The organism is Hydrogenophaga sp. 2FB, assembly GCF_005503365.1.
Classification (GTDB): domain Bacteria; phylum Pseudomonadota; class Gammaproteobacteria; order Burkholderiales; family Burkholderiaceae_C; genus Hydrogenophaga.
In genome coordinates, this window is sequence record NZ_SCML01000010.1 from 80001 (window position 1) to 103333 (window position 23333).

Genomic DNA, 23333 nt, shown 5'->3' on the forward strand with positions numbered 1-23333 from the left:
GTTACCGTTCGACTTGCATGTGTAAAGCATGCCGCCAGCGTTCAATCTGAGCCAGGATCAAACTCTTTAGTTCGATCTTGAAATTACTCATAAAAACGGAATTGAAGTGAACTTCACTTCTATTCTCATGAGCGTTTAAAGTCTTGCGACTCGGATTCTTTCGAATCCAATTGGCAATCGCCTTCAAACGCCCACGCTTATCGGCTGTATATTTTTAATGATCCAGCAAACTCAACAACCTTCGTCGTCTTCGTCTGCTTGCTTAGCTGCGATCAGCTGAGCCTCGTATTATGACACAGTTTTTGGCCGTCTGTCAAAAAGAATCAAATTTTGTTTTCTTTTTGAAGCGCCTCAATCTGGCATTTCCCCTCGCTACCCACCTTCTTGTCTTGCGACTTGTTTGTGAGCAGCGAAGCCTTGCAGTATACGACAGTTTTTGAGCTCTCGTCAAAGTCCTCGAAAAAACTTCTCTTGCAGCAACCAGCGCCGCGGCCGCCAGCCACGCCGAGAGCCGCGCTGTCTGCCCTCTATATATAGGGGCCCGTTGCCCCAGGGATAATCAGGGCACTATTGACTCGGGTTTTTCATGGCTCTCATCACTCTGCAGGACGCACAACTGGCCTTTGGTCATGTGGCGTTGCTTGACCATACGGATTTCGCGCTGGAGGCGCAGGAGCGCGTCGGGCTTATCGGGCGCAACGGGACGGGCAAGTCGTCGCTACTGAAGATTCTTGCGTCGCTGGAGAAGCCGGATGACGGCACGCTGCAGGTACAGACGGGCGTTCGCATCGCCTATGTGCCGCAAGAACCTATGCTGGATCTGGAGTCCACCGTGTTTGAGGCGGCCAGTGTCGGACTCGCAGATGCGCGGGCCGCGCGTGACCTCTATCTGAGTGGCGCGGACGGGCTGGACCTGGATCTCCTGCAGGGGCGCATCGAGGCCTTGGACGCCTGGAACTGGGAGCAGCGTGTGGACGAGACCCTGCACCGCCTTCACCTGGATGGCCAACTGCAGGTGGGCACGCTTTCGGGCGGCAACAAGAAGCGCGTGGCGCTGGCCCAGGCGCTGGTGAGCCGCCCGGATGTGCTGCTGCTCGACGAGCCCACCAACCACCTGGACCTCGACAGCATCACCTGGCTGGAAGATCTGTTGCTGGAGTACAGGGGCAGCGTGATCGCCATCAGCCATGACCGCGCTTTTCTGGACCGCGTCGCAACGCGCATGGTGGAGCTGGACCGCGGGCGGCTGCTGAGCTATCCGGGCAACTTCGCGCAATACCTGGTGTTGAAAGAAGAGCAGGCGACACAGGAGGCGGTGATCAATGCGCGGGCAGACAAGTTGCTGGCGCAGGAAGAAGTGTGGATCCGCAAGGGTGTGGAGGCGCGGCGCACCCGCGCCCAGGGGCGTATCACGCGCCTGGAACGCCTGCGCGAGCAACGGGCCAGCCGGCGCGATGCGCTGGGCAGCGTGAAGCTGGATGTGGCCAGCGGCCAGTCCAGCGGCAAGATCGTGGCGGAACTGGAGAAAGTAACGCAGTCGTTCACCACGGCAGACGGTGGTTTGCGCACGGTGGTTCGCGATTTTTCGGCAACCATTCTTCGCGGCGACAAGATCGGACTGATCGGCCCCAACGGCGCTGGCAAGACCACATTGCTCAAGATCATTCTGGGAGAGTTGGTGCCCACTAGCGGCACTGTGCGCCAGGGCAGCAAGATCAGCGTCGCCTATTTCGACCAGATGCGCGACCAGCTCAATCTGGATGCAACGCTGGAGGATTTCATCAGCCCGGGCAGCGAATGGATCGAGATCGGCAACAAGCGCACGCATGTGAAGAGCTATCTCAGCGACTTCCTGTTTTCCCCCGCCCGGGCCAATGCGCCCGTGCGCACGCTCTCGGGTGGCGAGCGCAACCGCCTGCTGCTGGCGCGTCTGTTTGCGCGCCCGGCCAACGTGCTGGTGCTGGACGAACCGACCAACGATCTGGACATCGACACCCTGGAGCTGCTGGAAGATCTGCTCCAGCAATATGAAGGCACGGTGTTCCTGGTGAGCCACGATCGGCGCTTTCTGGACAACGTGGTGACCAGCACCCTGGTGTTCGAAGGCGAAGGGCGCTGGCGCGAGTACGTGGGCGACGTGCAGGACTGGCTCACACAGTCGGCGCGGGCAACGGCCCTTCAACGCGAGCGCGACATGGCCACACCCGCCCCTGCAGCCAAGCCAACCGCCTCCCCGTCTTCCGGCATTGCCTCCCAGCAGAGCGCCAACAAGAAGAAACTCAGCTACAAGGAGCAACGCGAATTCGATGCGCTGCCCCAACGGATGGCAGCCCTGGAAAGCGAACAGGCAAAAATCGACAAGGAGCTCGAAGATGGCTATCTTTTTCAGAGCGATCCCGCACGCGCCGCTCAACTTGGCGCCAGACATGCCGAAGTGGAAGAAGAATGGCTGCTGGCTCTGGAACGCTGGGAAGCGCTTGGTGGAGCCTGACCGCATGTCCTGACGCGCCCCGCGACCCCTCCTCTCCTCTCTTCACACACACCCATGACGCCCGATCGTCTTGCTTTTGACCTGCAACGAACGCTCGACGAACTCCAGCTGGAGCGCGAGCGCACGCAGAAGCTGGCGGGCGAGGTGGAGCACCAGAACCGGGAGATCGATCGTTTGCGCGAGGCGGCGCACCGCGAATCCAACAGCCGCTCGCTGGCCGAAGAGGCGCTGGACGAAGCCCGCGATCGCTTGCATCTGGCCGTGGATGCGGCTGGACTGGCGCTGTGGGACTGGCAGCCCCCCGCATCTGAGGTTTTTCTGACGGCACGCTGGGGTGAGCTGCTGGGCGACATGTCCGCGGATGGTTATTGGGCGGTGTCGGCCCTGCACGAACGCGTCCACCCGGAAGACATGGAATCCCTGCGCGCGGAGATGCTGGCGCTGATGGAGGGGCGCAGCCAGCGCTCCGTGGTGCAGCACCGGGTGCGTGCGGCCGAGGGCTGGATCTGGGTGGAGACCCACGGCATGGTCGCCGAGCACGATCAGCAAGGCCGGCCGCTGCGGTTCATGGGCACGGTGGTCGATATCCGCGAGCGCAAGCGCATCGAGCAAGACAGTTCGCGCGCCCGCGAACTGGCGGCGCAGGCCAGCCGCGCCAAAAGCGAATTCCTGGCCAATGTCAGCCACGAGGTGCGCACGCCGTTGAACGCGCTCATGGGCCTGACGCGCATGCTGACCGACTCGCCGCTCAACGCCGAGCAGGCCCAGTGGATCGCCCTCATGGACACGTCGGCCCACGCGCTGGCGCAACTGCTCAACGACATCCTCGATCTCTCGCGCATCGAGGCCGGCAAGCTCGACATCGAGAACCTGCGCTTCGACCTGCACCAGGTGCTGGAGCAGGTCGTGTCGGACCATGCCGAGCTGGCGCGCGCCAAGCCGCTGGATGTGCGCGTCGATCTTTCGCCGGCGTTGCCGCAGTGGGTGATGGGCGACGCGGCGCGTTTGCGCCAGGTGATGAACCAGTTGCTCTCCAATGCCGTTAAGTTCACCCCCGCAGGTGGCCGGGTCGACGTCAAGGCCAGCGCGGCGCACCCGCAGGGTGATGGGCTGTACCAACTGGAGGTGCAGGTGCGGGACACGGGCGAGGGCATCGCGCGCCACCAGCAGGCCGCCATCTTCGAAGCGTTCACGCAGGCAGACGCCTCCACCACGCGCGCGCACGGCGGCAGCGGCATTGGCCTGGCCATCTGCGCGCGGCTCGCGGACCTGATGGGCGGAGGCATTGCGCTGCAAAGCGAGCCCGGCCTGGGCAGCACCTTCACGCTCACCCTGCCTCTGCGCGAAGTGCCCACGCTGGACAACGGCCCTCAGAGCGCGTCGGCCGAGCTGATGGAGGTCGCACAGGCGGGATCGCGCTACGTGGGCCTGGTGGTGCTGCTGGCCGAGGACCACCCGGTCAACGAACTGATGATGCGGCAGTTGCTGCTGCGCCTGGGCTGCACGGTGCGCGTGGCGCGCGGCGGTGTGCATGCGGTGGCGCAATGGGAACAGGGCGGCATCGACCTGGTCTTGATGGACGTGCAGATGCCTGGCATGAGCGGCCTGCAGGCGACGCAGGAGATCCGCAGCATCGAAACCCGGCGCAAATTGCCGCGCACACCGATCGTGGCGGTCACGGCCAATGCCATGCCGGGCGACCGCGCGGCCTGCCTCGCGGCGGGCATGGATGGCTACACCGCCAAGCCGGTGAGTCCGCAGGCGCTCATCCACGAAATGGACCGTGTGCTGCACGAGAACGACAACAGCGCGCCGACGCCCGTCGTTACCGCTGCGCCGCCACCCGCACCTGCGGCCGCGGTCGCGGCGAGCCCCGATCAGCCCGTGGCGCGCCAGGATCCCATGGACATCGAGAAGCTGCTGCGCCGGCTCGATGGCGATGAAGAGACGCTGGGGCAGCTCGCGCAGGCGATGCGCGCCGACCTCGCGTCACGCCAGCTTCACATGCGCCGCGCACTCGTCGAGCGCGACAGTGCAGCGGCCGTGGCCCATGCGCACGGCCTCAAGGGTTCGCTGGGCAGCATGACGGCCGAACGTGGCGCGCGCCTGGCCAAGGGCCTGGAGTTGGCCGCGCGGGCGGGCGACTGGAACCTGTTCTCTCGTGCACTGCCCCTCCTGCAGGCCGAGGCCCGCCTGATCGATCTGGTCCTGGCCGAGGTGCTGGACGCACAGGCACGCGACCTGTTCGACTCGCGCCGCTAAGTCCGGGCCTTTCAGGCCTGCGCCTTCAAGCGCGCGAACAAGCGCCAGAACGCAGCGTCCTGCGTGGTCGTGAAGTTGATGCGCATCAGCGTGCTGGGCACGCGCGCGGCATGGAACAGCGCACCGGGGGCAATGAGGTAACCCTCGTCCAGCATGCGCTGGGCCAGTGCGTCGGTGTCCACGCCGGTGTCCACCCAGCCAAACAGCCCGACCGGCTCGGCCGCAAAGGTGCAGCCCGCCGCCAGCGCCAGCTTCACGCTGCGCGCGCGCGCCACGTCCAGGCGCGTGCGGATGCGCTCGGCGTGGCGGCGCAGTTGCCCTTGCTCGATGCACAGCGTTAGCGCCTTCTCCAGCAGCGCGGGCGTGGTCAGTGTGCTCAGCAGCTTGGTTTCGAGCAGCGGCTCCACCAGCGACGGCGGTGCGGCCAGGTAACCGATGCGCCAGTTGGGCGCCAGGATCTTGGCGAACCCGCTGACGTAGATGGTGCGCTGCAGGCCATCGAGCGCGGTCAGGCGCGTGGCGTGTTCGGGCGCGATGTGGCTGTAGGTGTCATCCTCGACGATGTGGAAGTTGTGCTGGTTGGCCAGTTGCAGCAGGCGGTGCGCGCTGCCGGGCGAGAGGCAGTAGCCGGTGGGGTTGTGGAACACGCTCACACTCACGTACAGCTTGGGTTTGTGCACCTCGCAGTACCTCGCCATCACCTCCAGGTCGGGGCCGTCGGCACGGCGCGGCACCGGCAGGATGCGCATGCCCAGCGCGGCCAGCCGTGCGAACTCCACTGCCCAACCGGGCTCCTCCACCATCACCGGATCGCCCGCGCGCAACAAAGTGCGGCTCACGATGTCCAGCGCGTGGGTGGCGCCGATGGTGGTGATGATGTGGTCGGGGTCGGTGTGCACGTTGAGCGCGGCAAGCCGCTGCGCCAGCACACGGCGCAAACCCGGATCGCCCAGCGGCTCGCCGTACTGGAGCGAAAAGTCCTGCAGCGCGCGCGTGTTGGTGACCTTGCGCACCGCGGCCGGCATGAAGGTGGATTCGAGCCAGTCGGGCGGGAACACCCCCATACCGGGGTGCGGCTTGTTGTTGACCTTGTGGAACATGCCCCGCATCAGCGCCGCGGCGTTCACCGGCGCGGCGCCAGCGCGTGAGACCGGCTTGGGGCCATCGGCGGACGCCACGCCATCGCCCCGGGTCGCCATTTCGCGCACGAAAAAGCCGCGGTTCTTGCGCGCGTGCACCAGGCCTTGGGCAAGCAACTGGTCGTACGCCGCCACCACGGTCGACGGGCTCACGCTGTGCTGCTCGGCGCACTGGCGCACGGACGGCAGGCGCGCGCCCGGCGCCAGCAGGCGGCTGCGGATGCGGTCGGCAAACCGCGCCGCGAGCTGCTCGGTCAGGGACTGCGTGGGGGTCTTCATCAACATGGCGGGCGCCCTTCCAGGCCGGTCTGTACTGTCACGGCAAGCAATACAGTTTCACAACTGCGCTGGCCAACTGTATTGGCTGTGTATTGGCGCAGGAGACTACATTGAATATCCCGCATTGACAAGCCACCCACACAGCCACCATGAGCGCCACCGAGCTGACCGCACTGCTGCTGTTCTGCACCGCGATGAGTTTCTCGCCCGGGCCGAACAACACACTGGCCACGGCCCTGGCGGCGAACCTGGGTCTGCGACGCGCCCTGCGCTTTTGCTTCGCGGTGCCCACCGGCTGGACGCTGCTCATGCTCGTCTGCGGGCTCGGCCTGGGCGCGCTGGTGCTGGACGTGCCGGTGCTGCGCTGGGGCGTAAAGCTGCTGGGCGTGGCCTACATGCTGTGGCTGGCCTGGAAGCTGGTGAGCGCGGCGCGGTTGTCCGAGGTGGACCCCGCGCGGCTCGACGTCAGCTTCGCGCAGGGCGTGGGTTTGCAATTCCTCAACATCAAGGCCTGGATGCTGGCGCTCACGCTGAGCGCGGGCTGGGTGGTCAACGCCGCTGGCCAGCCCGCGCCGAACCCCGGCGAGCGCCTGGCCATCGTCTGCGCCGTGATGGTGCTCTTCGCCTTCACCAGCAACTTCGCCTATGCGCTGACCGGCTCGCTGCTGCGGCAGTGGCTCTCGCAAGGCGCGCGCCTGCGCTGGTTCAACCGCGTGCTGGCCATCGTGCTCGTGGCCACCGCTCTGTGGATGCTGACCGTATGAACACCGCACACACGCTGCCAACGCCCCGCTGGCTGGACCGCCCCGCCAACAAAGGCCTGTTGCTCGGCCTGCTCGGCGTGACCCTCTTTGCGCTCACGCTGCCCATGACGCGGCTGGCCGTGGGCACGGTCGACGCGCCGCAGATGTCGGGCGTGTTCGTCGCACTGGGCCGCGCGGTGGTCGCGGCCGCGCTCTCCGTGGTGTTCCTGCTCGCCACGCACGCACCTTGGCCGCGCCGCGAAGACCTGCTGCCCTTGGCCATCACGTCCGCCGGCGTGGTGTTCGGTTTTCCGCTGTTCACCTCGGTGGCCATGCGCTACGTGGAGGCCGTGCACGCCAGCGTGATCGTGGGCGTGCTGCCGCTGGCCACCGCCGCGGTGGCCGCGTTGCTGCACCGCCAGCGGCCGTCCACTGGCTTCTGGCTGTGCGCGGCCCTGGGCAGCGCCATGGTGGTGGGCTTCGCGGTGCTGCGCTCGGGCCGCGCGGGCCTCACGCTGCACCCGGCCGACGCGCTGCTGCTTGCCGCGATGTTGTGCGCCGCCATCGGCTACGCGTACGGCGCCCGGATGTCGCAGCGCATGCGCGCCGAACACGTGATCTGCTGGGCGCTGGTGATCGCCCTGCCGATCACGCTGCCGCTGGCCTTCGTCACGCGCCCGCAGGCGGCGCTGCAGGCCTCGGCCTGGTGGGGCTTCGCCTACACCGCGGTGTTCTCGATGTGGATCGGCTTCTTTGCCTGGTACCGCGGCCTGGCGCTGGGCGGCACGGTGCGCGTGAGCCAGGTGCAGCTGGTGCAGCCCTTTCTGGGCATGATGTTCGCGGTTCCCCTGTTGGGTGAACGGCTCGACGCTGTCACACTGGGATTTGCCGTTGCGGTGATCGCCACCGTCTTCATAGGCAAGAAAATGCCCGTGCATGCCGCCGCCCACCGCGTCGAAACACATTGAACAGAGATTTTCATGAAACCCAACGACCTGCCCAACCCGACCTCCACCCCCTGGACCCTGGCCCGCCGCGCCGAGCGCATGAACCCCTCGGTGATCCGCGAGATCCTCAAGGTCACCGAGAAGCCCGGCATCATCAGTTTTGCCGGCGGCCTGCCCTCGCCCAAGACCTTCCCCGTGACTGCCTTCGCCGACGCCTGCGCCAAGGTGCTTCGCGAAGACGGCCAGGCCGCGCTGCAGTACGCCGCCAGCGAAGGTTATGCGCCGCTGCGCGAAGCGGTTGCCGCGCAACTTCCCTGGGCGGTGGACCCGGCACAGGTGCTCATCACCACCGGCAGCCAGCAAGGGCTGGACCTCGTGGCCAAGGTGCTGATCGACACCGACAGCCGCGTGCTCGTGGAAACGCCCACCTACCTGGGTGCCTTGCAGGCCTTCACGCCGATGGAACCGCATATCGAAGCCGTGGCCAGCGACGACGAGGGCATCGACGTGGCCGATCTCGAGCGCCGCGTGGGCAGCGGCGCGGACCGCGCGCGTTTCCTCTATGTGCTGCCCAACTTCCAGAACCCGACCGGCCGCAGCATGAGCGAAGCCCGCCGCGCCGCGCTGGTGGCCAGCGCGGCCGCGCTGGGTCTGCCGATCGTGGAAGACAACCCCTACGGCGACCTGTGGTTCGACCAGCCGCCGCCGCTGCCGCTGAGCGCGCGCAACCCCGAAGGCTGCATCTACCTGGGCTCGTTCTCCAAGGTGCTCGCGCCGGGCTTGCGGCTGGGCTTCATCGTCGCGCCCCCGTCGGTCTACCCCAAGCTGCTGCAGGCCAAGCAGGCCGCCGACCTGCACAGCCCCGGCTTCAACCAGCGCATGGTGGCCGAGGTGATCAAGGACGGCTTCCTGGACCGCCACGTGCCGACCATTCGCGCGCTGTACAAGAGCCAGTGCGCGGCCATGCTCGCCTGCCTGGCGCAGGACATGGCCGGTCTGGACGTGCAGTGGAATTCGCCCGATGGCGGCATGTTCCTCTGGCTGCGCCTGCCCGAGGGCATGAACGCGGTCGAGCTGCTGCCGCGCGCGGTGGACAAGGGTGTGGCCTTCGTGCCGGGCGCCGCGTTTTTTGCCGATGCGCCCGATGAACGCACTATGCGCCTGAGCTTCGTCACCGCCAGCGTGGAGCAGATCCGCATCGGCATCGCTGCGCTGGCCCTGGCCATCCGCGAACAACAAGGGAACTGAGCGTGCTGCACTTGTGGGGCCGTCTGAGTTCGATCAACGTGCGCAAGGTCGTGCTGTGCGCGCAGGTGCTGGGCATCGACCTGCCGCGCACCGACGCGGGCCTGGCCTACGGCGTGGTGGACACGCCCGACTACCGCGCGCGGAACCCCAATGGCCTGGTGCCCTTGCTGCGGGACGGTGACTTCACGCTCTGGGAATCGAACGCCATCGTGCGCTACCTGTGTGCAAAGGTGGACCGCCTTTACCCTGAAGATCTGCAGCAACGCTTCGACGCCGAACGCTGGATGGACTGGCAGCAGACCACGCTCAACCCCGCCGGCAGTCCCGGCTTCAAGCAGTGGTTTCGCACGCCCGCCGAGCAGCGCAATGCCGCCGTGATCGCGCAATCGGTGGCCGCCACCGAGCCGCTCTTCGCCCTGCTCGACGACCACCTCTCGCGCCAGCCTTTCATGGCTGGCGACACACTCGGCATGGCCGACATTCCCATCGCCTGCGAAGTGCACCGCTGGTGGGGCCTGCCGCAGCCGCGCCCGGCGTGGCCGCACCTCGAGCGCTGGTACGCGGGTTGGCTCGCGCTGCCCGCGAGCCGTGGCGTGCTCGACCAGCCTTTGTCCTGAACCCCGGAGCAGACCCATGGCCCAACGTCCCTTCAAGCAAGTCGATGTCTTCACCGACACGCCCTACTTCGGCAACCCGCTGGGTGTGGTGCTCGACGGCAGCGGCCTGGACACCGCGGCCATGCAACGCTTCACCGACTGGACCAACCTCTCGGAATGCACCTTCCTGCTGCCGCCCACCGACGAAGGCCGCGCGGCCGGCGCCGACTACCGCGTGCGCATCTTCTGCCCGGGCCGCGAACTGCCTTTCGCCGGACACCCCACCCTGGGCAGTTGCCACGCCTGGCTGCAAGCGGGCGGACAGGCGCGCGCCGAACAGCACGTGGTGCAGGAATGCGGCGTGGGCCTGGTGCGCATCCGGCGCATGGGCGACGATCCGGCGCCGGGCCGCCCCAAGCCGGATCAGCCCCCTCGGGGGGCAGCGACCCGCGAAGCGGTGGAGCGTGGGGGCCATCTGCTGGCGTTCGCCGCCCCGCCGCTGCGCCGCAGTGGCCCGCTCGACGAAGCCGACGTCGCACTGATCGCACGCGGCCTCGGCCTGGCGCGCGAGGACATCGTGGCGCACGCCTGGTGCGACAACGGCCCGACCTGGCGCGGTGTGATGCTGCGCTCGGCCGAGCAGGTGCTCGCGGTGCGGCCCGATGCGCAGGTGCTGGCGGGGCTGGACATCGGCCTGGTCGGCCCGCACCCGGCCGGCGCGGACACCGCGTTTGAAGTGCGCGCCTTCTTCCCCGGCAACCAGACGCTGGCCGAAGACCCGGTCACCGGCAGCCTCAACGCCGCCGTGGCGCAGTGGCTCATGGGCGCGGGCCTGGCGCCAACGAACTATGTGGCCGCGCAGGGCACGGCCATGGCGCGCGCCGGGCGTGTGCACGTCGAGCGCGATGCCGACGGCACGATCTGGATCGGTGGCGCATCGGTCACCTGCATCGACGGGCAGGTGGCGCTGTGAAACCCGTGGCCCTCGCCGCGGCCCAGACGCCGCCGCGCACCAAGCCCTCCAACTACCCGGAGCCTTTTGCGTCGCGCATGGCGGGGCGGCACAAGCACCCGCTGGGCGACCTGTTCGGCCTGAGCAACTTCGGCGTCAACCTCACGCGCCTGGCGCCCGGCGCGGTGTCCGCCCTGCGCCACGCGCACAGCCAGCAGGACGAGTTCATCTACATCCTGCAAGGCCACCCGACGCTGCACACCGACGAGGGCTTGACCCCGCTTGCGCCGGGCGATTGCGCGGGCTTCCCGGCCGGCGATGGCAACGCCCACCGCCTGGTCAACGACACTGACGAAGAGGTGGTGTACCTCGAAGTCGGCGACCGCACGGCGGGCGACGCAGCGACCTACCCCGACGACGACCTGCAGGCGGTCAGCACCGATGGCCAGTGGCGCTTTGCCCACAAGGACGGCACACCCTATGGCTGACACCCGCCCCCGCATCGACCACCTGGTGGTCGCCGCGCGCACGCTGGACGACGGCGTGGCGTGGTGCGAGGCCACGCTGGGTGTGACGCCCGGCCCGGGCGGTCAGCACCCGCTGTTCGGCACACACAACCGCCTGCTCAAGCTCGGCGGCAGCGGCTCGCCCGCAGCCTACCTCGAAATCATCGCCATCGACCCCAAGGCCACGCCCACGCGCGCGGCCCACCAGCGCCGCTGGTTCGACCTGGACGACCCGGCCATGCACGCGCGGCTCGCGCAACACGGGCCGCAACTGGTGCACTGGGTGGCGAGCGTGCCGCACATCGGCAACGCGGTGGCGGCACTGCAGGCCATCGGCATCCAGCGCGGGCCGGTGGTGAGCGCCTCGCGCCAGACGCCGCAGGGCCTGCTGCAATGGCACATCAGCGTGCGCGACGATGGCCAGCGCCTGTACAACGGCGCGATGCCCACGCTGATCCAGTGGGTCGGCACCCACCCCACCGCGCACATGCCCGACAGCGGCGTGTCGCTGCGCCGCCTGCGGCTGCACCATGCCGGCGCGGCCGGCCTGCGCGCGGCCCTGCAGGCGCTGGAACTGGACGACGGGCCGAGCGTGTGCGATGGCCCCGCCGGGCTCACCGCCGAACTCGACACCCCGACACAGGGCCGCGTGACGCTGCTCTCGCCGCCATGAACCACGCCCTGCCCACCCTGCACGACATCGAAGCCGCGGCCCAGGTGGTCTACCGCGCATTCGCGCCCACGCCGCAGTACCGCTGGGCCACGCTGAGCGCGCGCCTGGGCACCGACTGCTGGGTCAAGCACGAGAACCACACGCCCGTGGGCGCCTTCAAGGTGCGCGGCGGCCTGACCTATTTCGACCAGCTGCGGCAACGCGGCGAGTTGCCGCGCGAAGTGATCAGCGCCACGCGCGGCAACCATGGCCAGAGCATCGGCCTGGCCGCGCGCGCGCATGGCGTGGCCTGCACCATCGTCGTGCCGCGCGGCAACTCGGTGGAGAAAAACGCGGCCATGCGCACGCTCGGTGTCACGCTGATCGAACACGGCAGCGATTTTCAGGAAAGCCGCGAGCACGCCATGCAACTCGCCGAGGCGCGCGGCGCGCACATGGTGCCGAGCTACCACGCCGACCTGGTGCGTGGCGTGAGCACCTGCTGGTGGGAATACTTTCGCGCGGTACCGACGCTGGATGTGGTCTACGTGCCGATCGGCCAGGGCTCGGGCGCCTGCTCGGCGATCGCGGCCAAGCTCGCGCTGCGCCACCGTGTGCGCATCGTCGGCGTGGTCAGCGCGCATGCCACCACGTATGCCGATTCGCTGGCCGCGGGCCGTGTGGTGGCGGCACCGGTCACCACGGTGCTGGCCGACGGCATGGCCTGTCGTGTGGCCGACGCCGAAGCGCTCGATGTCATGGCGGCGAATCTGGACCGCATCGTGCAGGTGAGCGACGACGAAGTGGCGCAGGCCATGCGCATGCTGTTCGCCGACACGCACAACGTCGCCGAAGGCGCGGGTGCGGCGAGTTTCGCGGCCGCGTGGCAGGAGCGCGATGCGCACAAAGGTGCGGTGGTGGGCACGACGCTCAGCGGCGGCAACGTCGACAGCAGCGTCGTGGCTGCCGTGCTGGCCGGGGGGTGACCCGCGGTGGTGCGCGCCGCGTGCGTGCACGACACGCATTGATAATGCGGCGCATGACCGATCTGCAAAAAAGGACCCCCGCCTGATGGAAGCCACCGTGATGTGGCGCTGCCTGGTGGTGGAAGACGACGCCGACAACGCGCGCTACATCGCCAGCGGTTTTCGCGCGCTCGGCCACGTGGTCGTGATCTGCCGCGACGGCATGGAGGCACTCGGCCGCGCCGTCAGCGAGCAGTGGGACCTGATCATCCTCGACCGCATGCTGCCCAACGAGGTCGACGGCCTGTCCATCCTCTCGACCCTGCGTGGCCTGGGCAAGAAGACCCCCGTGCTGGTGCTCAGCGCCTTGAGCGCGCTCGACGAACGCGTGCGCGGCCTCAAGGCCGGCGGCGACGACTACCTGACCAAGCCCTTCGCCTTCTCCGAGCTCGCCGCGCGGGCCGAGGCGCTGGTGCGGCGCTCGCGCCCCGGCCCTGAAATCCGCACGCTGGAGGTCGCCGACCTCAGGCTCGACCTCGCAAGCCGCCACGTCGAACGCGGCGGCCGGCCGATCGCGCTGCAGCCGCGCGAGTTCCGCCTGCTCGCCTACCTCATGAGCCACCCCGGCCAGGTGCTCACGCGCACCATGCTGCTCGAAGCCGTGTGGGACTACCAGTTCGACCCGCAGACCAACGTGATCGACGTGCAGGTCAGCCGGCTGCGCGGCAAGCTCGACGCGGGCGGCGGCCCTCCATTGATCCATACCGTTCGCGGCATCGGCTACCGCATCGCGTTGGACGACAACGGCGCCGCATGATGCACACGCTGCGCCGGCTCTGGCGCTCGGTCGGTTTCCGGCTCGCGTTCTACTACGGTTTTCTGGTCGCGATCACCATGCTGGCCGCGCTGGGCATCGTCTACCTGCAGACGGTGGGCGTGCTGCAGCAGCGCATGGCGCGGCAGGTGGCACTGACCGCGCAGCAGTTACTGGCCACCGCGAACGAGAGCGGCACCGACGCAGCGGGTGCGGCCATCACGCGCGCGCTGGCCGATGGCCACAACTCCGACAGCGAAATCTACCTGTTGCTCGACCGCGAAGGCCGTCCGCTCGCCGGCAACCTCGACCAGGCGCCCGACACCGTCGCCAGCCACGGCGCGACGCAACGGCGCGTGTGGCGTGACGGCCGCGGCGTGGAGGCCTACCTGGTCACGCAGGCGCTGCCCGATGGCGGTGTGCTGGTGGTCGGGCAGGATCTGCGCGACCAGGCCATGATCGAATCGCTCGTGGCCAGCGCAAGCGCGGCGGCCGGCATCGTCGCGGTGCTGCTGCTGATCGGCGGCACCTTCGTGTTCCGCCAGGAGCTCGAGCGCAGCGTGGGCGCGGTGCGCCTCACGGCCACCCGCATCGCCACCGGCGGCGAGTTGCAGGAACGCGTGGCGGAGTCGGGCGAAGACGACGAGTTCGCGCTGCTCAACCGCGAGATCAACGCCATGCTCGACCGCATCGAGTCGCTGATGGATGGCGTGCGCCACGTCTCGAACACCATCGCCCACAACCTGCGCACGCCGCTCACGCGCATCCTCGTGCGCCTGCGCAACGCCGAAGATGCCGACACCGACCCGGCGCTGCGGCGCGAGGCCATCGCCGGGGCCATCCGCGAGATCGAGGAGCTGACGCTGGTGTTCGAGAAACTGCTGCGAATCGCCGAGGCCGAAGCGGGCGCGCGGCGGCGCAGCTTCACGCCGGTGTCGCTCGACGTGATCGCCACCGACGTGCTGGAACTCTACGAGGCCGTCGCCGAAGAACAAGGCGCCGTGCTGTTGCGCGAGCCGGACGACACCGTGCGCCTGCCCGGGGACCGCGATCTGCTGGCCGGCGCCATCGCGAACCTGCTCGACAACGCGCTCAAGTACGCCGGCCCCGGCGCGGTGGTCCACGTCGGCACGCAAGAGACGCCCGAAGGCGTACGGCTCACCGTGCAGGACAACGGACCCGGCGTGCCCGAGCACGATCTGGCGCGCCTGGGCACGCGCTTTCACCGCTTGAACCGCGACGACACGCCCGGCCATGGCCTCGGCCTGGCCAGCGTGCAGGCCGTGGCCGCCCTGCACGGCGGCCACCTGCGTTTCGAGAATGCGGCGCCCGGCCTGCGCGCCATCATCGAGCTGCCGCAACCCCACCGCTGACGCGATCGGCCCCTGGCCACATTGCCAAACGGCAATGTTTTGGTCACACACGCGCACGCCCCCTCTCCCTACGATCCCTGGCTTCGCCGAGCCATGTCCTGCGCCCGGCGAACAACACAGTTTCAGGAGATGACGGTGAGAATCAAGAGTCAGAGAGACTTCTACTCGGGCGTGCTGTTCAGTGCGTTCGGCGTGGCCTTCGCATGGGGCGCCATGACCTACAACGTGGGCACGGGCGCCCGCATGGGCCCGGGCTATTTCCCGCTCGTGGTGGGCGTGCTGATCGCCATCATGGGCGTGGCCATCACCCTCAAGGCCTTGATGGTCGACACGGTGGACGGCGACCCGATCGGCCGCATCGCGTGGCGCCCGCTGATCTTCATCATCGGCGCCAACCTGGTCTTTGGCGCGCTGCTGGTGGGACTGCCCAGCTGGGGCATCCCCCACATGGGCCTGATCGTCGCGATCTATGCGCTCACCTTCGTCGCCAGCCTGGCGGGCGACCAGTTCAAGTTCAAGGAAGTGTTCGTGCTCGCCACCATCCTGGCGATCGGCAGCTACGTCGCCTTCGAACTCGCGCTCAAGCTGAACTTCCCGATCTGGCCCGCCTTCATCGGCTGACATTCCAGACAACGACCAGAAAAAACCCATGGACCTGATCACCAACCTCTCGATCGGTTTCGGCGTCGCCTTCACGGCGCAGAACCTCGTCTACGCCTTCGTCGGCTGCCTGCTGGGCACCTTGATCGGCGTGCTGCCCGGCATCGGCCCGGTCGCCACCATCGCCATGCTGCTGCCCGCCACGTACGGGCTGCCCCCCGTGGCCGCGCTGATCATGCTGGCCGGCATCTACTACGGCGCGCAGTACGGCGGCTCCACCACCGCCATCCTGGTCAACCTGCCGGGCGAAGCGTCCTCGGTGGTCACCGTGATCGACGGCTACCAGATGGCGCGCAAGGGAAGGGCCGGGCCCGCCCTGGCCGCGGCCGGGCTGGGCTCGTTCTTCGCCGGCTGCGCCGGCACGCTGATCCTCGCCGCCTTCGCGCCGCCCCTGACCGAAGTGGCGCTGAGCTTCGGACCGGCCGAGTACTTCTCGCTCATGGTGCTGGGCCTCATCGGCGCGGTGGTGCTGGCCTCGGGCTCGCTGCTCAAGGCGGTCACCATGATCCTGGTCGGCCTGGCCTTCGGCCTGGTCGGCACCGACGTGAACTCGGGTGTGGCGCGCTTCAGCTTCAACATCCCGGAACTCACCGACGGCATCAGCTTCATCGCGATCGCGATGGGTGTGTTCGGCTACGGCGAAATCATCGCCAATCTGGCCACGCCGTCGGACCAGCGCGAAGTGTTCACCGCCAAGGTCAAGGGCCTGATGCCCACCAAGGAAGACTTCAAGCACATGCTGCCGGCCGTCCTGCGCGGCACGGCGCTGGGTTCGGCGCTGGGCATCCTGCCCGGTGGCGGTGCGCTGATGTCGGCCTTCGCCTCGTACACGATCGAGAAGAAGATCAAGCTCAAGCAAGGCGAAGTGCCGTTCGGCCAGGGCAACATCCGCGGCGTGGCGGGCCCCGAGTCGGCCAACAACGCGGGCGCGCAGACCTCGTTCATTCCGCTGCTCACGCTGGGCATTCCGCCCAACGCGGTGATGGCACTGATGGTGGGCGCGATGACGATCCACAACATCCAGCCCGGCCCGCAGGTCATGACCAGCAACCCGGAACTGTTCTGGGGCCTGATCGCCTCCATGTGGATCGGCAACGCGATGCTGATCATTTTGAACCTGCCGCTGATCGGGATGTGGATCAAGCTGCTGACGATCCCCTACAAGTGGCTGTTCCCGGCCATCGTGCTGTTCTGCGCCGTGGGCGTGTACTCGGAGAACAACAACACCTTCGAGATCTGGATGGTCGCGATCTTCGGCGTCATCGGCTACCTGTTCCACAAACTCAAGTGCGAGCCCGCGCCGCTTCTGCTGGGCCTGATCCTGGGGCCGATGATGGAAGAGTATCTGCGCCGCGCGCTGCTGATCTCGCGCGGCGACTGGAGCGTGCTGGTCACGCGGCCGCTGTCGGCCAGCCTCTTGGCCATCGCCGCGGCGCTGCTGATCGTCGTGCTCCTGCCCTCCATCAAGGCCAAGCGCGAAGAAGCCTTCGTGGAGGAGTGAGCTTCAGTCCTTCTTGACCAGGCGCGCCACCACGTCGCAGAACGCTTCGACCGCGTCGGTCTTGAACACCACCTCGCGCACGCCCGCGGCCTTGGCCTCGACCTGCAGTTCGTCGGTGATGTAGCCCGAGGCCACGGCCACCGGCAACTGCGGGTTGAGCGCGAGCACGGCGCGCGCCACGTCCAGGCCCGACATGCCGGGCATGTTGAAGTCGGTGAGCACGAGGTGAAAGCTGTGCGGCGCCTCGCTCACCGCTTTCACCGCCTCGCGCTGGTCGGTGAACGCCGTCACGCGGTAACCCTTTCGCTCCAGCAGGCGGCGCACGAGGAACACGAGCGTGTCGTCGTCGTCCAGGTACAGGATGTGGCGTTGATCCGCGGGCGGGGCGTCGGCCATGGATGGGTTCTCCGATGTGTGCGCCATGGCGTCTTGTGGCGCACGAACAGCCATTGTGACGGGATCGGAGACCGGCGCAAGCGCGCCGCCGGCGGCCGCCGGGAAGTACAGGGTGAAGGTCGTGCCCTGCCCCGGTTGGCTGCGCACCTCGATCGCGCCGCCGTGCACCTGCACGATGCCCAGCACCACGGGCAGCCCCAGGCCGGTGCCCTGACCCACGGCCTTGGTGGTGAAGAAGGGGTCGAAGATGCGGCTGCGCACCTCCTCGGGCATGCCGCAACCGGTGTCGGTCACCTCCAGGCGCACCGCGCCCACGCCCGCCTCGGCGCAGGCCTTGGCCACCTCGACCGGCAGGCGCGAGTCGTTGCCGGGCAAGCCGTCAAGCAGGCACTCCACGCGGCCTTCGCGCCCGCCCAGGGCATGCACCGCGTTGGTCCCCAGGTTGATCAGCACCTGGCCCAGCTGCGTGGGGTCGGCCAGGATGGCCGGGGTGTCCGGATGGCACTCGTGCAGCAGCTGCACCTGCGACGGCACGGCCGAGCGCATCAGGCTCCAGGTCTCGACCACGATGGCGCTCACGTCGACGCGCACGCGCTCCGCCGGCTGCTGGCGGCTGAAAGCCAGAATCTGCCGCACCAGCTCACGCCCACGGCGCGCGGCGGTGCTGATCTCGTGCAGGCTCTCGCGCGCCGGCGCCTTGGGGGCCATGTCCTGCCGCGCGAGGTCGGCGTTGCCCAGGATCGCGGCCAGGATGTTGTTGAAGTCGTGCGCCACGCCACCGGCCAGCGTGCCCAGCGCTTCCATCTTCTGCGACTGCGCCAGCTGCGCCTGCAAGGCTTTCTGTTTGCTCTGCGCGGTCTTGAGCGAGGTGATGTCGATGAAGCTGAGTACCACATGGCGCAGCCCGCCCTGGGCGTCGTTCTCGGCGTAGCCATTGCACAAGGCCCAGTGCACGTCTCCATCGTCGTCGCCCGCGAACACCGGCACACCGATCACCACGTTCTTCACCGGCATGCCCGTGGCCAGCACGCGCTCGAATGGCAGGTCGTGGCGGCGCATGGCCTGGCCATCTTCGCGCAGCATCTGCGTGCCCAGCCCGTCGGGCAGCGCGAAGCCGGCCTCTTCCGGGCTCAGACCGAAGAAGCGGCGCGCCGCGCTGTTGACGCGGCTGACCGTGTGGTCGGGCCGGTACACCACCACGCCGGCGCTGAGGTTGTCGATCAGCGCGCGCGAATCGGCCTCGCGCACCAGCAGATCCTGGCGCGCCCGATCGGCCTCCAGGCGCAGCCGGTACGCCACGAGTGCGCCAAACAGCACCACGCGCAGCAGCCCGGCGAGCAAGAAGAAAAACAGCGTCACCGGCATGACGTGCGCCAGCGGCATGCCCATCACGGGTGCCGCCACCGCAAACAGCAGCAGGGCGAAAAATTCCGCCACGGTCAGCAGCTTGAGCGCCTGCAGCTCGGGCACGCGCTGCTGCGGATCGGCCCGCACCATGTCGCGAAACGCCAGCACCATCACGGACAGCGCCGTGAACGCCATCAGGCCCTGGCGCACCTGGGGCAGGTCCCAGACACCGATGAAGGCCAGGTGCAACACCACAATGGCGAGCGCGGCCGTCACCACCCGCTCCACGTTGCACTGCAGCTGGAGGTGGCTGCGCAGCCCCATCCACGCAAACACGGGGCTGATGGTCAGCGCGGCATTGCCCAGGCCGCCGAAGAACAGGTCCGGCGGGTCGCTGCGCAGCCACAGGCCGAACGAGCCCGCGATCGACAACAGCGCCGCCAGCGTCCACCAGCCCGGCCCGCCGATGTGGGGGTAGCGCCGCGACAGCCCCAGGAAGGCCAGCGCGATGAGCACGTCAACGCCCAGGCGCATGGCCAGCAAGGTGGGCGTGTCAAACAGCATGGGCGACATCGTGGGCAAGCATGGCGGCCATTGAAGCACAGCGCTTTCGGCCGGTAGCGCGGAAAAAGCATGGCAAAGCGGCGGGATTTCCCCGGACCGGGGGCGCGCAAAGACACCTCGGTGACTGCCCGGGCGGATGCAGTCGCTGTCGGGACAAAGCGCGGCCCCGGCATGGCCAGAGAATGCCGCCCATGGGAACGCTTTATCTTGTGCGCCACGGCCAAGCGTCGTTTGGCGCGGACGACTACGACTGCCTCAGCGACATGGGCCAACGCCAGAGCGTGCAGTTGGGCCGGTACTGGGCGGCGCGCGGCATCGTGTTTGACGCCTCGATCACCGGAGCGCTGCGCCGCCACACACAAACCTGGGCCGGCATTGCCGACGGCGCGGGCCTGTCGCACCAGCCGCTGGTGCGGCCGGGGCTCAACGAGTACGACAGCGAAGCGGTGATCCGCTCCATCCACCCGAACCCGCTGCCCAAGCCCCGCTCGGCGGCCGAGGCGCCCGAGCTCTACCGCCAGCACTTCCGGCTGCTGCGCGACGGCCTCACGCAGTGGATGGCCGGCACGGTCAGCCCGCAAGGCATGCCGAGCTACAACGAATTCGTGCGCGGCGTGAGGGATGCACTGGACCATGTGCGTGCGAACCACCATGGGCAGAACGTGCTGCTGGTCTCCAGCGGCGGCCCGATCGCCACCGCCGTGGGCCATGTGCTGGGCTTGAGCCCGGAGGCGACGATCGAGTTGAACCTGCGCATCCGCAACAGCGCGGTGACGGAGTTTCAGTTCACCCCGAAGCGCCACACGCTGCTGACCTACAACACGCTGCCGCACCTGGACGGCCACGAGTTCAAGGACTGGTTGACGTACGCGTGAACCTGGAGCCTCAGCGCGAGTAGGCCGTGCGGTCGCTCAGGGTGTCGGGCGGCAGGCGATCGATCTCGGACAGCAGTTGCGCCAGCGCGCGGCCAGCCGCGTCGAGCACGGCGCGGCCCTTCGCGGCGCTGGCGGCCCCCGCATTGCCCACCGCGCCCGTGGCGTTGTAGTCCTGCATCTGCCACGCCAGCTTGGCGCTCTTGCCGTTGCCCAGGATGGGAAATTCGCGCGCGCGCTCCTGCGAGGAGGAGCGGAAGTACTCGGCCTGTTGCATGCGCACGCGCTCGGGCGCGATGGCGAGCATCAGCGAGGTTTCGATCTCGCCGGCGTGGATGCCGAAGCGGTGTTCCTCGGCGCTGAACAGCGCGTTCACGTCCTGCCCGTTCTGATCGTGCAGCGGCAGGTGGAACCAGTTCACGCTGTAGACCAGCATGCCCAGTCGCGCGCGCAGGTCGCGCGCCACCAGGTCGAGCGCGCCCACCTGGCCACCGTGCGCATTGAACAGCACCAGCTTCTTCACACCACTGGCCGCCACGCACTCGGCCAGTTCGGTCCACACGCGCACGAGCGTTTCGACCTTGAGCGTGAGCGTGCCGGCAAAGCGCGTGTGCTCGGGGCTGAAACCCACCGCCTGCGTGGGCAGGAAGAGCGCGGGCAAGTCGGCCGCGATGTGCGGCAGCGCCGCCTGCACCACGCCGTTGACGATGTCGGTGTCGACCGACAGCGGCAGGTGCGGACCATGCTGCTCGGTCGCGGCCACGGGCAGCACGGCGATGGCGCGCGCGAGGTTCAGCGCGGCGAAATCGGCGGTGGAAAGTTCGGACCAGAAGCGGGTGGGCGCGGGCATGCGCGCATCTTAAGCCTCGACCGTAAGATCGACACCATGACCCACGATCTCTTCCGCCAGGACGCCTACCGGCAAACCTGCAGCGCCACCGTGACCGCCATCGACGAACACGGCATCGTGCTCGACCGCACCGTGTTCTACCCGCTGGGCGGCGGCCAGGCGGGCGATGCCGGCACACTGCAACTGGCCGATGGCAGCACCATCGCCATTGCCGACACGCGCAAGGGCAAGGACGCCGAAGGCCGCCCGACCGCGGCCATCGTGCATGTGCCCGCGCCCGGGCAGGAAGCAAGGCTGGCGCACCTCGCGGCGGGGGCACCGGTCACCGCGCACATCGACTGGGCGCGCCGCCACCGGCTGATGCGTTTTCACACCGCCACCCACCTGCTGTGCCACCTCGTGCCCGTGCCTGTGAACGGCTGCTCGATCACGCCGGACTACGCGCGCATGGACCTGCACATGACCGACCCGCTCGACAAGGACGCCCTCACGGAAGGCCTGGCGCGTCTGGTGGCCGCATCGCACCCGCTGACCGTGGGCGCGATCACCGACGCCGAACTCGACGCGAATCCGGCGCTGGTGAAAAGCATGAGCGTGGCACCGCCGCGCGGCAGCGGCACGGTGCGCACCATCCGCATCGGCGACGGGACCACGCTGATCGACCTGCAACCCTGCGGCGGCACGCACGTGGCCAACACGGCCGAGATTGGCCGTGTGGTCGTCACGAAGATCGAGAAGAAGTCGGCCACCACCCGGCGGGTGGTGCTGGGGTTCGCCGAGTAGCCGTAGCGCGCCGCGTTGCAGCGGCGCGTCGGGTATCACCTACTTGTAGATCCAGCGCCGCGACCACGGCAGCTGATGCGCAGGCTGGCCCGCCGCGCGGCAGATCACCTGGTAGATCGACACCTCGTCATGCTCGAAGGCCCAGGCGCAGCCGGCCAGGTAGACGCGCCAGATGCGCCACTTCTTCTCGTCCACCAGCGGCTTGATCTGCGCCGTGCGCGCCTCGAAGGCCTCACTCCACAGTTGCGTCGTGCGCATGTAGTGGCGGCGCAGGCTCTCGACGTCGAACGCTTCCAGACCGCCTTCCTGCATGGTGCGCAGCACGGTGCCGATGTGCGGCAGCTCGCCCTGCGGGAACACGTATTTGTCGATGAAGGCACCGCCGCCGTGGCGGGTCTCGCCATCGTTCGCATCGGTGCTGGTGATGCCGTGGTTCATGGCCCAGCCGTCGGGTTTGAGCAGCGAACGGATGTGCCCGAAATACGCGGTCAGGTGGTTCAGCCCGACGTGTTCGAACATGCCCACGCTGGTGATGCGGTCGAACGGCCCGTCCTTCACGTCGCGGTAGTCCTGCAGGCGGATGTCGATGCGGTCTTCCAGCCCCGCGGCCTTCACGCGCTCGCGCGCCAGCTCGTGCTGGTTCTTCGACAGCGTCACGCCCACGCATTGCGCGCCAAACTTCTGCGCCGCGCGCAACACCAGCGCCCCCCAGCCGCAGCCGATATCGAGCAGGCGCTGGCCCGGCTGGAGCTGGATCTTGGTCAGGATGTGGTCGATCTTCTTGACCTGCGCCTCGTCCAGCGTCTCGTCGCCGTTCTCGAAGTAGCCGCAGGAATAGACCATGCGCTCGTCCAGCCACTGGGCGTAGAACTCGTTCGACACGTCGTAGTGGTACTGGATGGCCTTGCTGTCGCTCTCGCGCGTGTGGCCAAAGCGGCGGCGCAGGCGCCCGAGCACGCCAGCCTCGGGCTGGGCGGTCTCGGCCAGGCGGTGCGCCACGGCCAGGATGTCCTTCATCGAGCCGTCCACGTCGATCAGGCCCTCCACATAGGCCTGGCCCAGGGTGTCCAGCCCCGGGTCGATCAGCAGCGGCAGGGCCGAGGTGTCGCGCACCCGGATCTCCACCTGCGGCGCCTCGAACTCGCCCAGGGACAGCGAGGAAGACCCACGCTCGCCCCAACTCAGGCGAACCGGCAGGTTCACCCGCGACTTGACCCTTTGTGCCCAAGGCAGCAAGGCCTTTTCAACGATCGATCCCATGCACTACCCTCCATGCTGGTCAACCACCCATCGAATTCTCGGTTGTACCTAAACATGAAAGCCCTGTGAAGCCCTGGTGAAATGCGGGCTCCGCGCGCTCGCGCACAGACAAACCGGCCTCACCGATATATTT

General features: G+C 68.0%; 20 protein-coding genes and 1 rRNA gene (1 of these 21 only partly in view). 16 read left to right on the forward strand and 5 right to left on the reverse strand.

The annotated features are described in order from the left end of the window. A 16S ribosomal RNA gene (locus tag FFS09_RS08350) occupies nt 1-73 on the reverse strand (it extends 1456 nt beyond the left edge of the window). A gap of 513 nt (nt 74-586) precedes the next feature. On the opposite strand from FFS09_RS08350, the gene abc-f reads away from it, so the two are divergent. Continuing rightward, a complete protein-coding gene (gene abc-f / locus FFS09_RS08355) occupies nt 587-2491 on the forward strand; it encodes a ribosomal protection-like ABC-F family protein (RefSeq protein WP_137918400.1) in 1905 nt (634 codons plus the stop codon). 54 nt (nt 2492-2545) lie between these two features. Beyond that, a complete protein-coding gene (locus FFS09_RS08360) occupies nt 2546-4753 on the forward strand; it encodes an ATP-binding protein (RefSeq protein ID WP_137918401.1) in 2208 nt (735 codons plus the stop codon). Nucleotides 4754-4764: 11 nt separating this feature from the next. Here the strand turns inward: FFS09_RS08360 and FFS09_RS08365 are convergent, their stop codons facing one another. Continuing rightward, nucleotides 4765-6177: an aminotransferase-like domain-containing protein gene (locus FFS09_RS08365; RefSeq protein WP_137918402.1), complete on the reverse strand. Its 1413-nt coding sequence runs from the start codon at nt 6175-6177 to the stop codon at nt 4765-4767. A gap of 143 nt (nt 6178-6320) precedes the next feature. On the opposite strand from FFS09_RS08365, the gene FFS09_RS08370 reads away from it, so the two are divergent. The 12 genes from FFS09_RS08370 to FFS09_RS08425 all read left to right on the forward strand — a co-directional run bounded on the left by FFS09_RS08370 (nt 6321) and on the right by FFS09_RS08425 (nt 17128). Continuing rightward, entirely contained in the window at nt 6321-6935 is a 615-nt protein-coding gene (locus FFS09_RS08370) for a LysE family translocator (protein ID WP_137918403.1), read from the forward strand. Further along, complete coding sequence (locus FFS09_RS08375) at nt 6932-7882, forward strand: DMT family transporter (RefSeq protein ID WP_137918404.1); 951 nt, start codon at nt 6932-6934, stop codon at nt 7880-7882. Before FFS09_RS08370 ends, FFS09_RS08375 begins: the two co-directional genes overlap by 4 nt. A 12-nt stretch (nt 7883-7894) precedes the next feature. Next, nucleotides 7895-9109: an aminotransferase-like domain-containing protein gene (locus FFS09_RS08380; protein ID WP_137918405.1), complete on the forward strand. Its 1215-nt coding sequence runs from the start codon at nt 7895-7897 to the stop codon at nt 9107-9109. Nucleotides 9110-9111: 2 nt separating this feature from the next. Then, complete coding sequence (locus tag FFS09_RS08385) at nt 9112-9726, forward strand: glutathione S-transferase family protein (RefSeq protein ID WP_137918406.1); 615 nt, start codon at nt 9112-9114, stop codon at nt 9724-9726. 16 nt (nt 9727-9742) lie between these two features. Next, nucleotides 9743-10678, forward strand: a complete 936-nt coding sequence (locus FFS09_RS08390; protein WP_137918407.1) for a PhzF family phenazine biosynthesis protein — start codon at nt 9743-9745, stop codon at nt 10676-10678. Continuing rightward, a complete protein-coding gene (locus tag FFS09_RS08395) occupies nt 10675-11145 on the forward strand; it encodes a cupin domain-containing protein (protein WP_252374286.1) in 471 nt (156 codons plus the stop codon). The genes FFS09_RS08390 and FFS09_RS08395 overlap by 4 nt, the downstream gene beginning before the upstream one ends. Continuing rightward, nucleotides 11138-11836, forward strand: coding sequence for a VOC family protein (locus FFS09_RS08400; protein WP_137918408.1), 699 nt, complete (start codon nt 11138-11140; stop codon nt 11834-11836). Before FFS09_RS08395 ends, FFS09_RS08400 begins: the two co-directional genes overlap by 8 nt. Next, a complete protein-coding gene (locus FFS09_RS08405; protein ID WP_137918409.1) occupies nt 11833-12801 on the forward strand; it encodes a threonine dehydratase in 969 nt (322 codons plus the stop codon). The genes FFS09_RS08400 and FFS09_RS08405 overlap by 4 nt, the downstream gene beginning before the upstream one ends. 100 nt (nt 12802-12901) lie before the next feature. Further along, a complete protein-coding gene (locus tag FFS09_RS08410; protein ID WP_137918440.1) occupies nt 12902-13597 on the forward strand; it encodes a response regulator transcription factor in 696 nt (231 codons plus the stop codon). Further along, complete coding sequence (locus FFS09_RS08415) at nt 13594-14967, forward strand: sensor histidine kinase (protein ID WP_137918410.1); 1374 nt, start codon at nt 13594-13596, stop codon at nt 14965-14967. Before FFS09_RS08410 ends, FFS09_RS08415 begins: the two co-directional genes overlap by 4 nt. 135 nt (nt 14968-15102) lie before the next feature. Then, a complete protein-coding gene (locus tag FFS09_RS08420; protein ID WP_137918411.1) occupies nt 15103-15588 on the forward strand; it encodes a tripartite tricarboxylate transporter TctB family protein in 486 nt (161 codons plus the stop codon). 28 nt (nt 15589-15616) lie between these two features. Further along, nucleotides 15617-17128, forward strand: coding sequence for a tripartite tricarboxylate transporter permease (locus FFS09_RS08425; protein WP_137918412.1), 1512 nt, complete (start codon nt 15617-15619; stop codon nt 17126-17128). Between the two features lie 3 nt (nt 17129-17131). Here FFS09_RS08425 and FFS09_RS08430 read toward each other — a convergent pair whose 3' ends face one another. Then, nucleotides 17132-19435 carry a hybrid sensor histidine kinase/response regulator gene (locus FFS09_RS08430; RefSeq protein WP_171019923.1) on the reverse strand — a complete coding sequence of 768 codons (2304 nt, stop codon included), beginning with the start codon at nt 19433-19435 and terminating at the stop codon, nt 17132-17134. A gap of 191 nt (nt 19436-19626) precedes the next feature. On the opposite strand from FFS09_RS08430, the gene FFS09_RS08435 reads away from it, so the two are divergent. Further along, the gene (locus tag FFS09_RS08435; RefSeq protein WP_137918414.1) at nt 19627-20310 is read left to right on the forward strand and encodes a histidine phosphatase family protein; all 684 of its coding nucleotides are present in this window, start codon (nt 19627-19629) and stop codon (nt 20308-20310) included. A gap of 10 nt (nt 20311-20320) precedes the next feature. Here FFS09_RS08435 and FFS09_RS08440 read toward each other — a convergent pair whose 3' ends face one another. Beyond that, nucleotides 20321-21157, reverse strand: a complete 837-nt coding sequence (locus FFS09_RS08440; protein WP_137918415.1) for a creatininase family protein — start codon at nt 21155-21157, stop codon at nt 20321-20323. 36 nt (nt 21158-21193) lie between these two features. Here FFS09_RS08440 and FFS09_RS08445 point away from each other — a divergent pair, with 36 nt between their 5' ends. Further along, the gene (locus FFS09_RS08445) at nt 21194-21940 is read left to right on the forward strand and encodes an alanyl-tRNA editing protein (RefSeq protein ID WP_137918416.1); all 747 of its coding nucleotides are present in this window, start codon (nt 21194-21196) and stop codon (nt 21938-21940) included. 39 nt (nt 21941-21979) lie between these two features. Here the strand turns inward: FFS09_RS08445 and FFS09_RS08450 are convergent, their stop codons facing one another. Further along, the gene (locus tag FFS09_RS08450; RefSeq protein WP_137918417.1) at nt 21980-23200 is read right to left on the reverse strand and encodes a class I SAM-dependent methyltransferase; all 1221 of its coding nucleotides are present in this window, start codon (nt 23198-23200) and stop codon (nt 21980-21982) included. Between the last annotated feature and the right edge of the window lie 133 nt (nt 23201-23333).

Coding starts and splice junctions, on each gene's coding strand:
- abc-f (WP_137918400.1), top strand. CDS start 587: ATGGCTCTCATCACTCTGCAGGACGCACAACTGGCCTTTGGTCATGTG.
- FFS09_RS08360 (WP_137918401.1), top strand. CDS start 2,546: ATGACGCCCGATCGTCTTGCTTTTGACCTGCAACGAACGCTCGACGAA.
- FFS09_RS08365 (WP_137918402.1), bottom strand. CDS start 6,177: ATGTTGATGAAGACCCCCACGCAGTCCCTGACCGAGCAGCTCGCGGCG.
- FFS09_RS08370 (WP_137918403.1), top strand. CDS start 6,321: ATGAGCGCCACCGAGCTGACCGCACTGCTGCTGTTCTGCACCGCGATG.
- FFS09_RS08375 (WP_137918404.1), top strand. CDS start 6,932: ATGAACACCGCACACACGCTGCCAACGCCCCGCTGGCTGGACCGCCCC.
- FFS09_RS08380 (WP_137918405.1), top strand. CDS start 7,895: ATGAAACCCAACGACCTGCCCAACCCGACCTCCACCCCCTGGACCCTG.
- FFS09_RS08390 (WP_137918407.1), top strand. CDS start 9,743: ATGGCCCAACGTCCCTTCAAGCAAGTCGATGTCTTCACCGACACGCCC.
- FFS09_RS08400 (WP_137918408.1), top strand. CDS start 11,138: ATGGCTGACACCCGCCCCCGCATCGACCACCTGGTGGTCGCCGCGCGC.
- FFS09_RS08405 (WP_137918409.1), top strand. CDS start 11,833: ATGAACCACGCCCTGCCCACCCTGCACGACATCGAAGCCGCGGCCCAG.
- FFS09_RS08410 (WP_137918440.1), top strand. CDS start 12,902: ATGTGGCGCTGCCTGGTGGTGGAAGACGACGCCGACAACGCGCGCTAC.
- FFS09_RS08415 (WP_137918410.1), top strand. CDS start 13,594: ATGATGCACACGCTGCGCCGGCTCTGGCGCTCGGTCGGTTTCCGGCTC.
- FFS09_RS08425 (WP_137918412.1), top strand. CDS start 15,617: ATGGACCTGATCACCAACCTCTCGATCGGTTTCGGCGTCGCCTTCACG.
- FFS09_RS08430 (WP_171019923.1), bottom strand. CDS start 19,435: ATGCTGTTTGACACGCCCACCTTGCTGGCCATGCGCCTGGGCGTTGAC.
- FFS09_RS08435 (WP_137918414.1), top strand. CDS start 19,627: ATGGGAACGCTTTATCTTGTGCGCCACGGCCAAGCGTCGTTTGGCGCG.
- FFS09_RS08440 (WP_137918415.1), bottom strand. CDS start 21,157: ATGCCCGCGCCCACCCGCTTCTGGTCCGAACTTTCCACCGCCGATTTC.
- FFS09_RS08445 (WP_137918416.1), top strand. CDS start 21,194: ATGACCCACGATCTCTTCCGCCAGGACGCCTACCGGCAAACCTGCAGC.
- FFS09_RS08450 (WP_137918417.1), bottom strand. CDS start 23,200: ATGGGATCGATCGTTGAAAAGGCCTTGCTGCCTTGGGCACAAAGGGTC.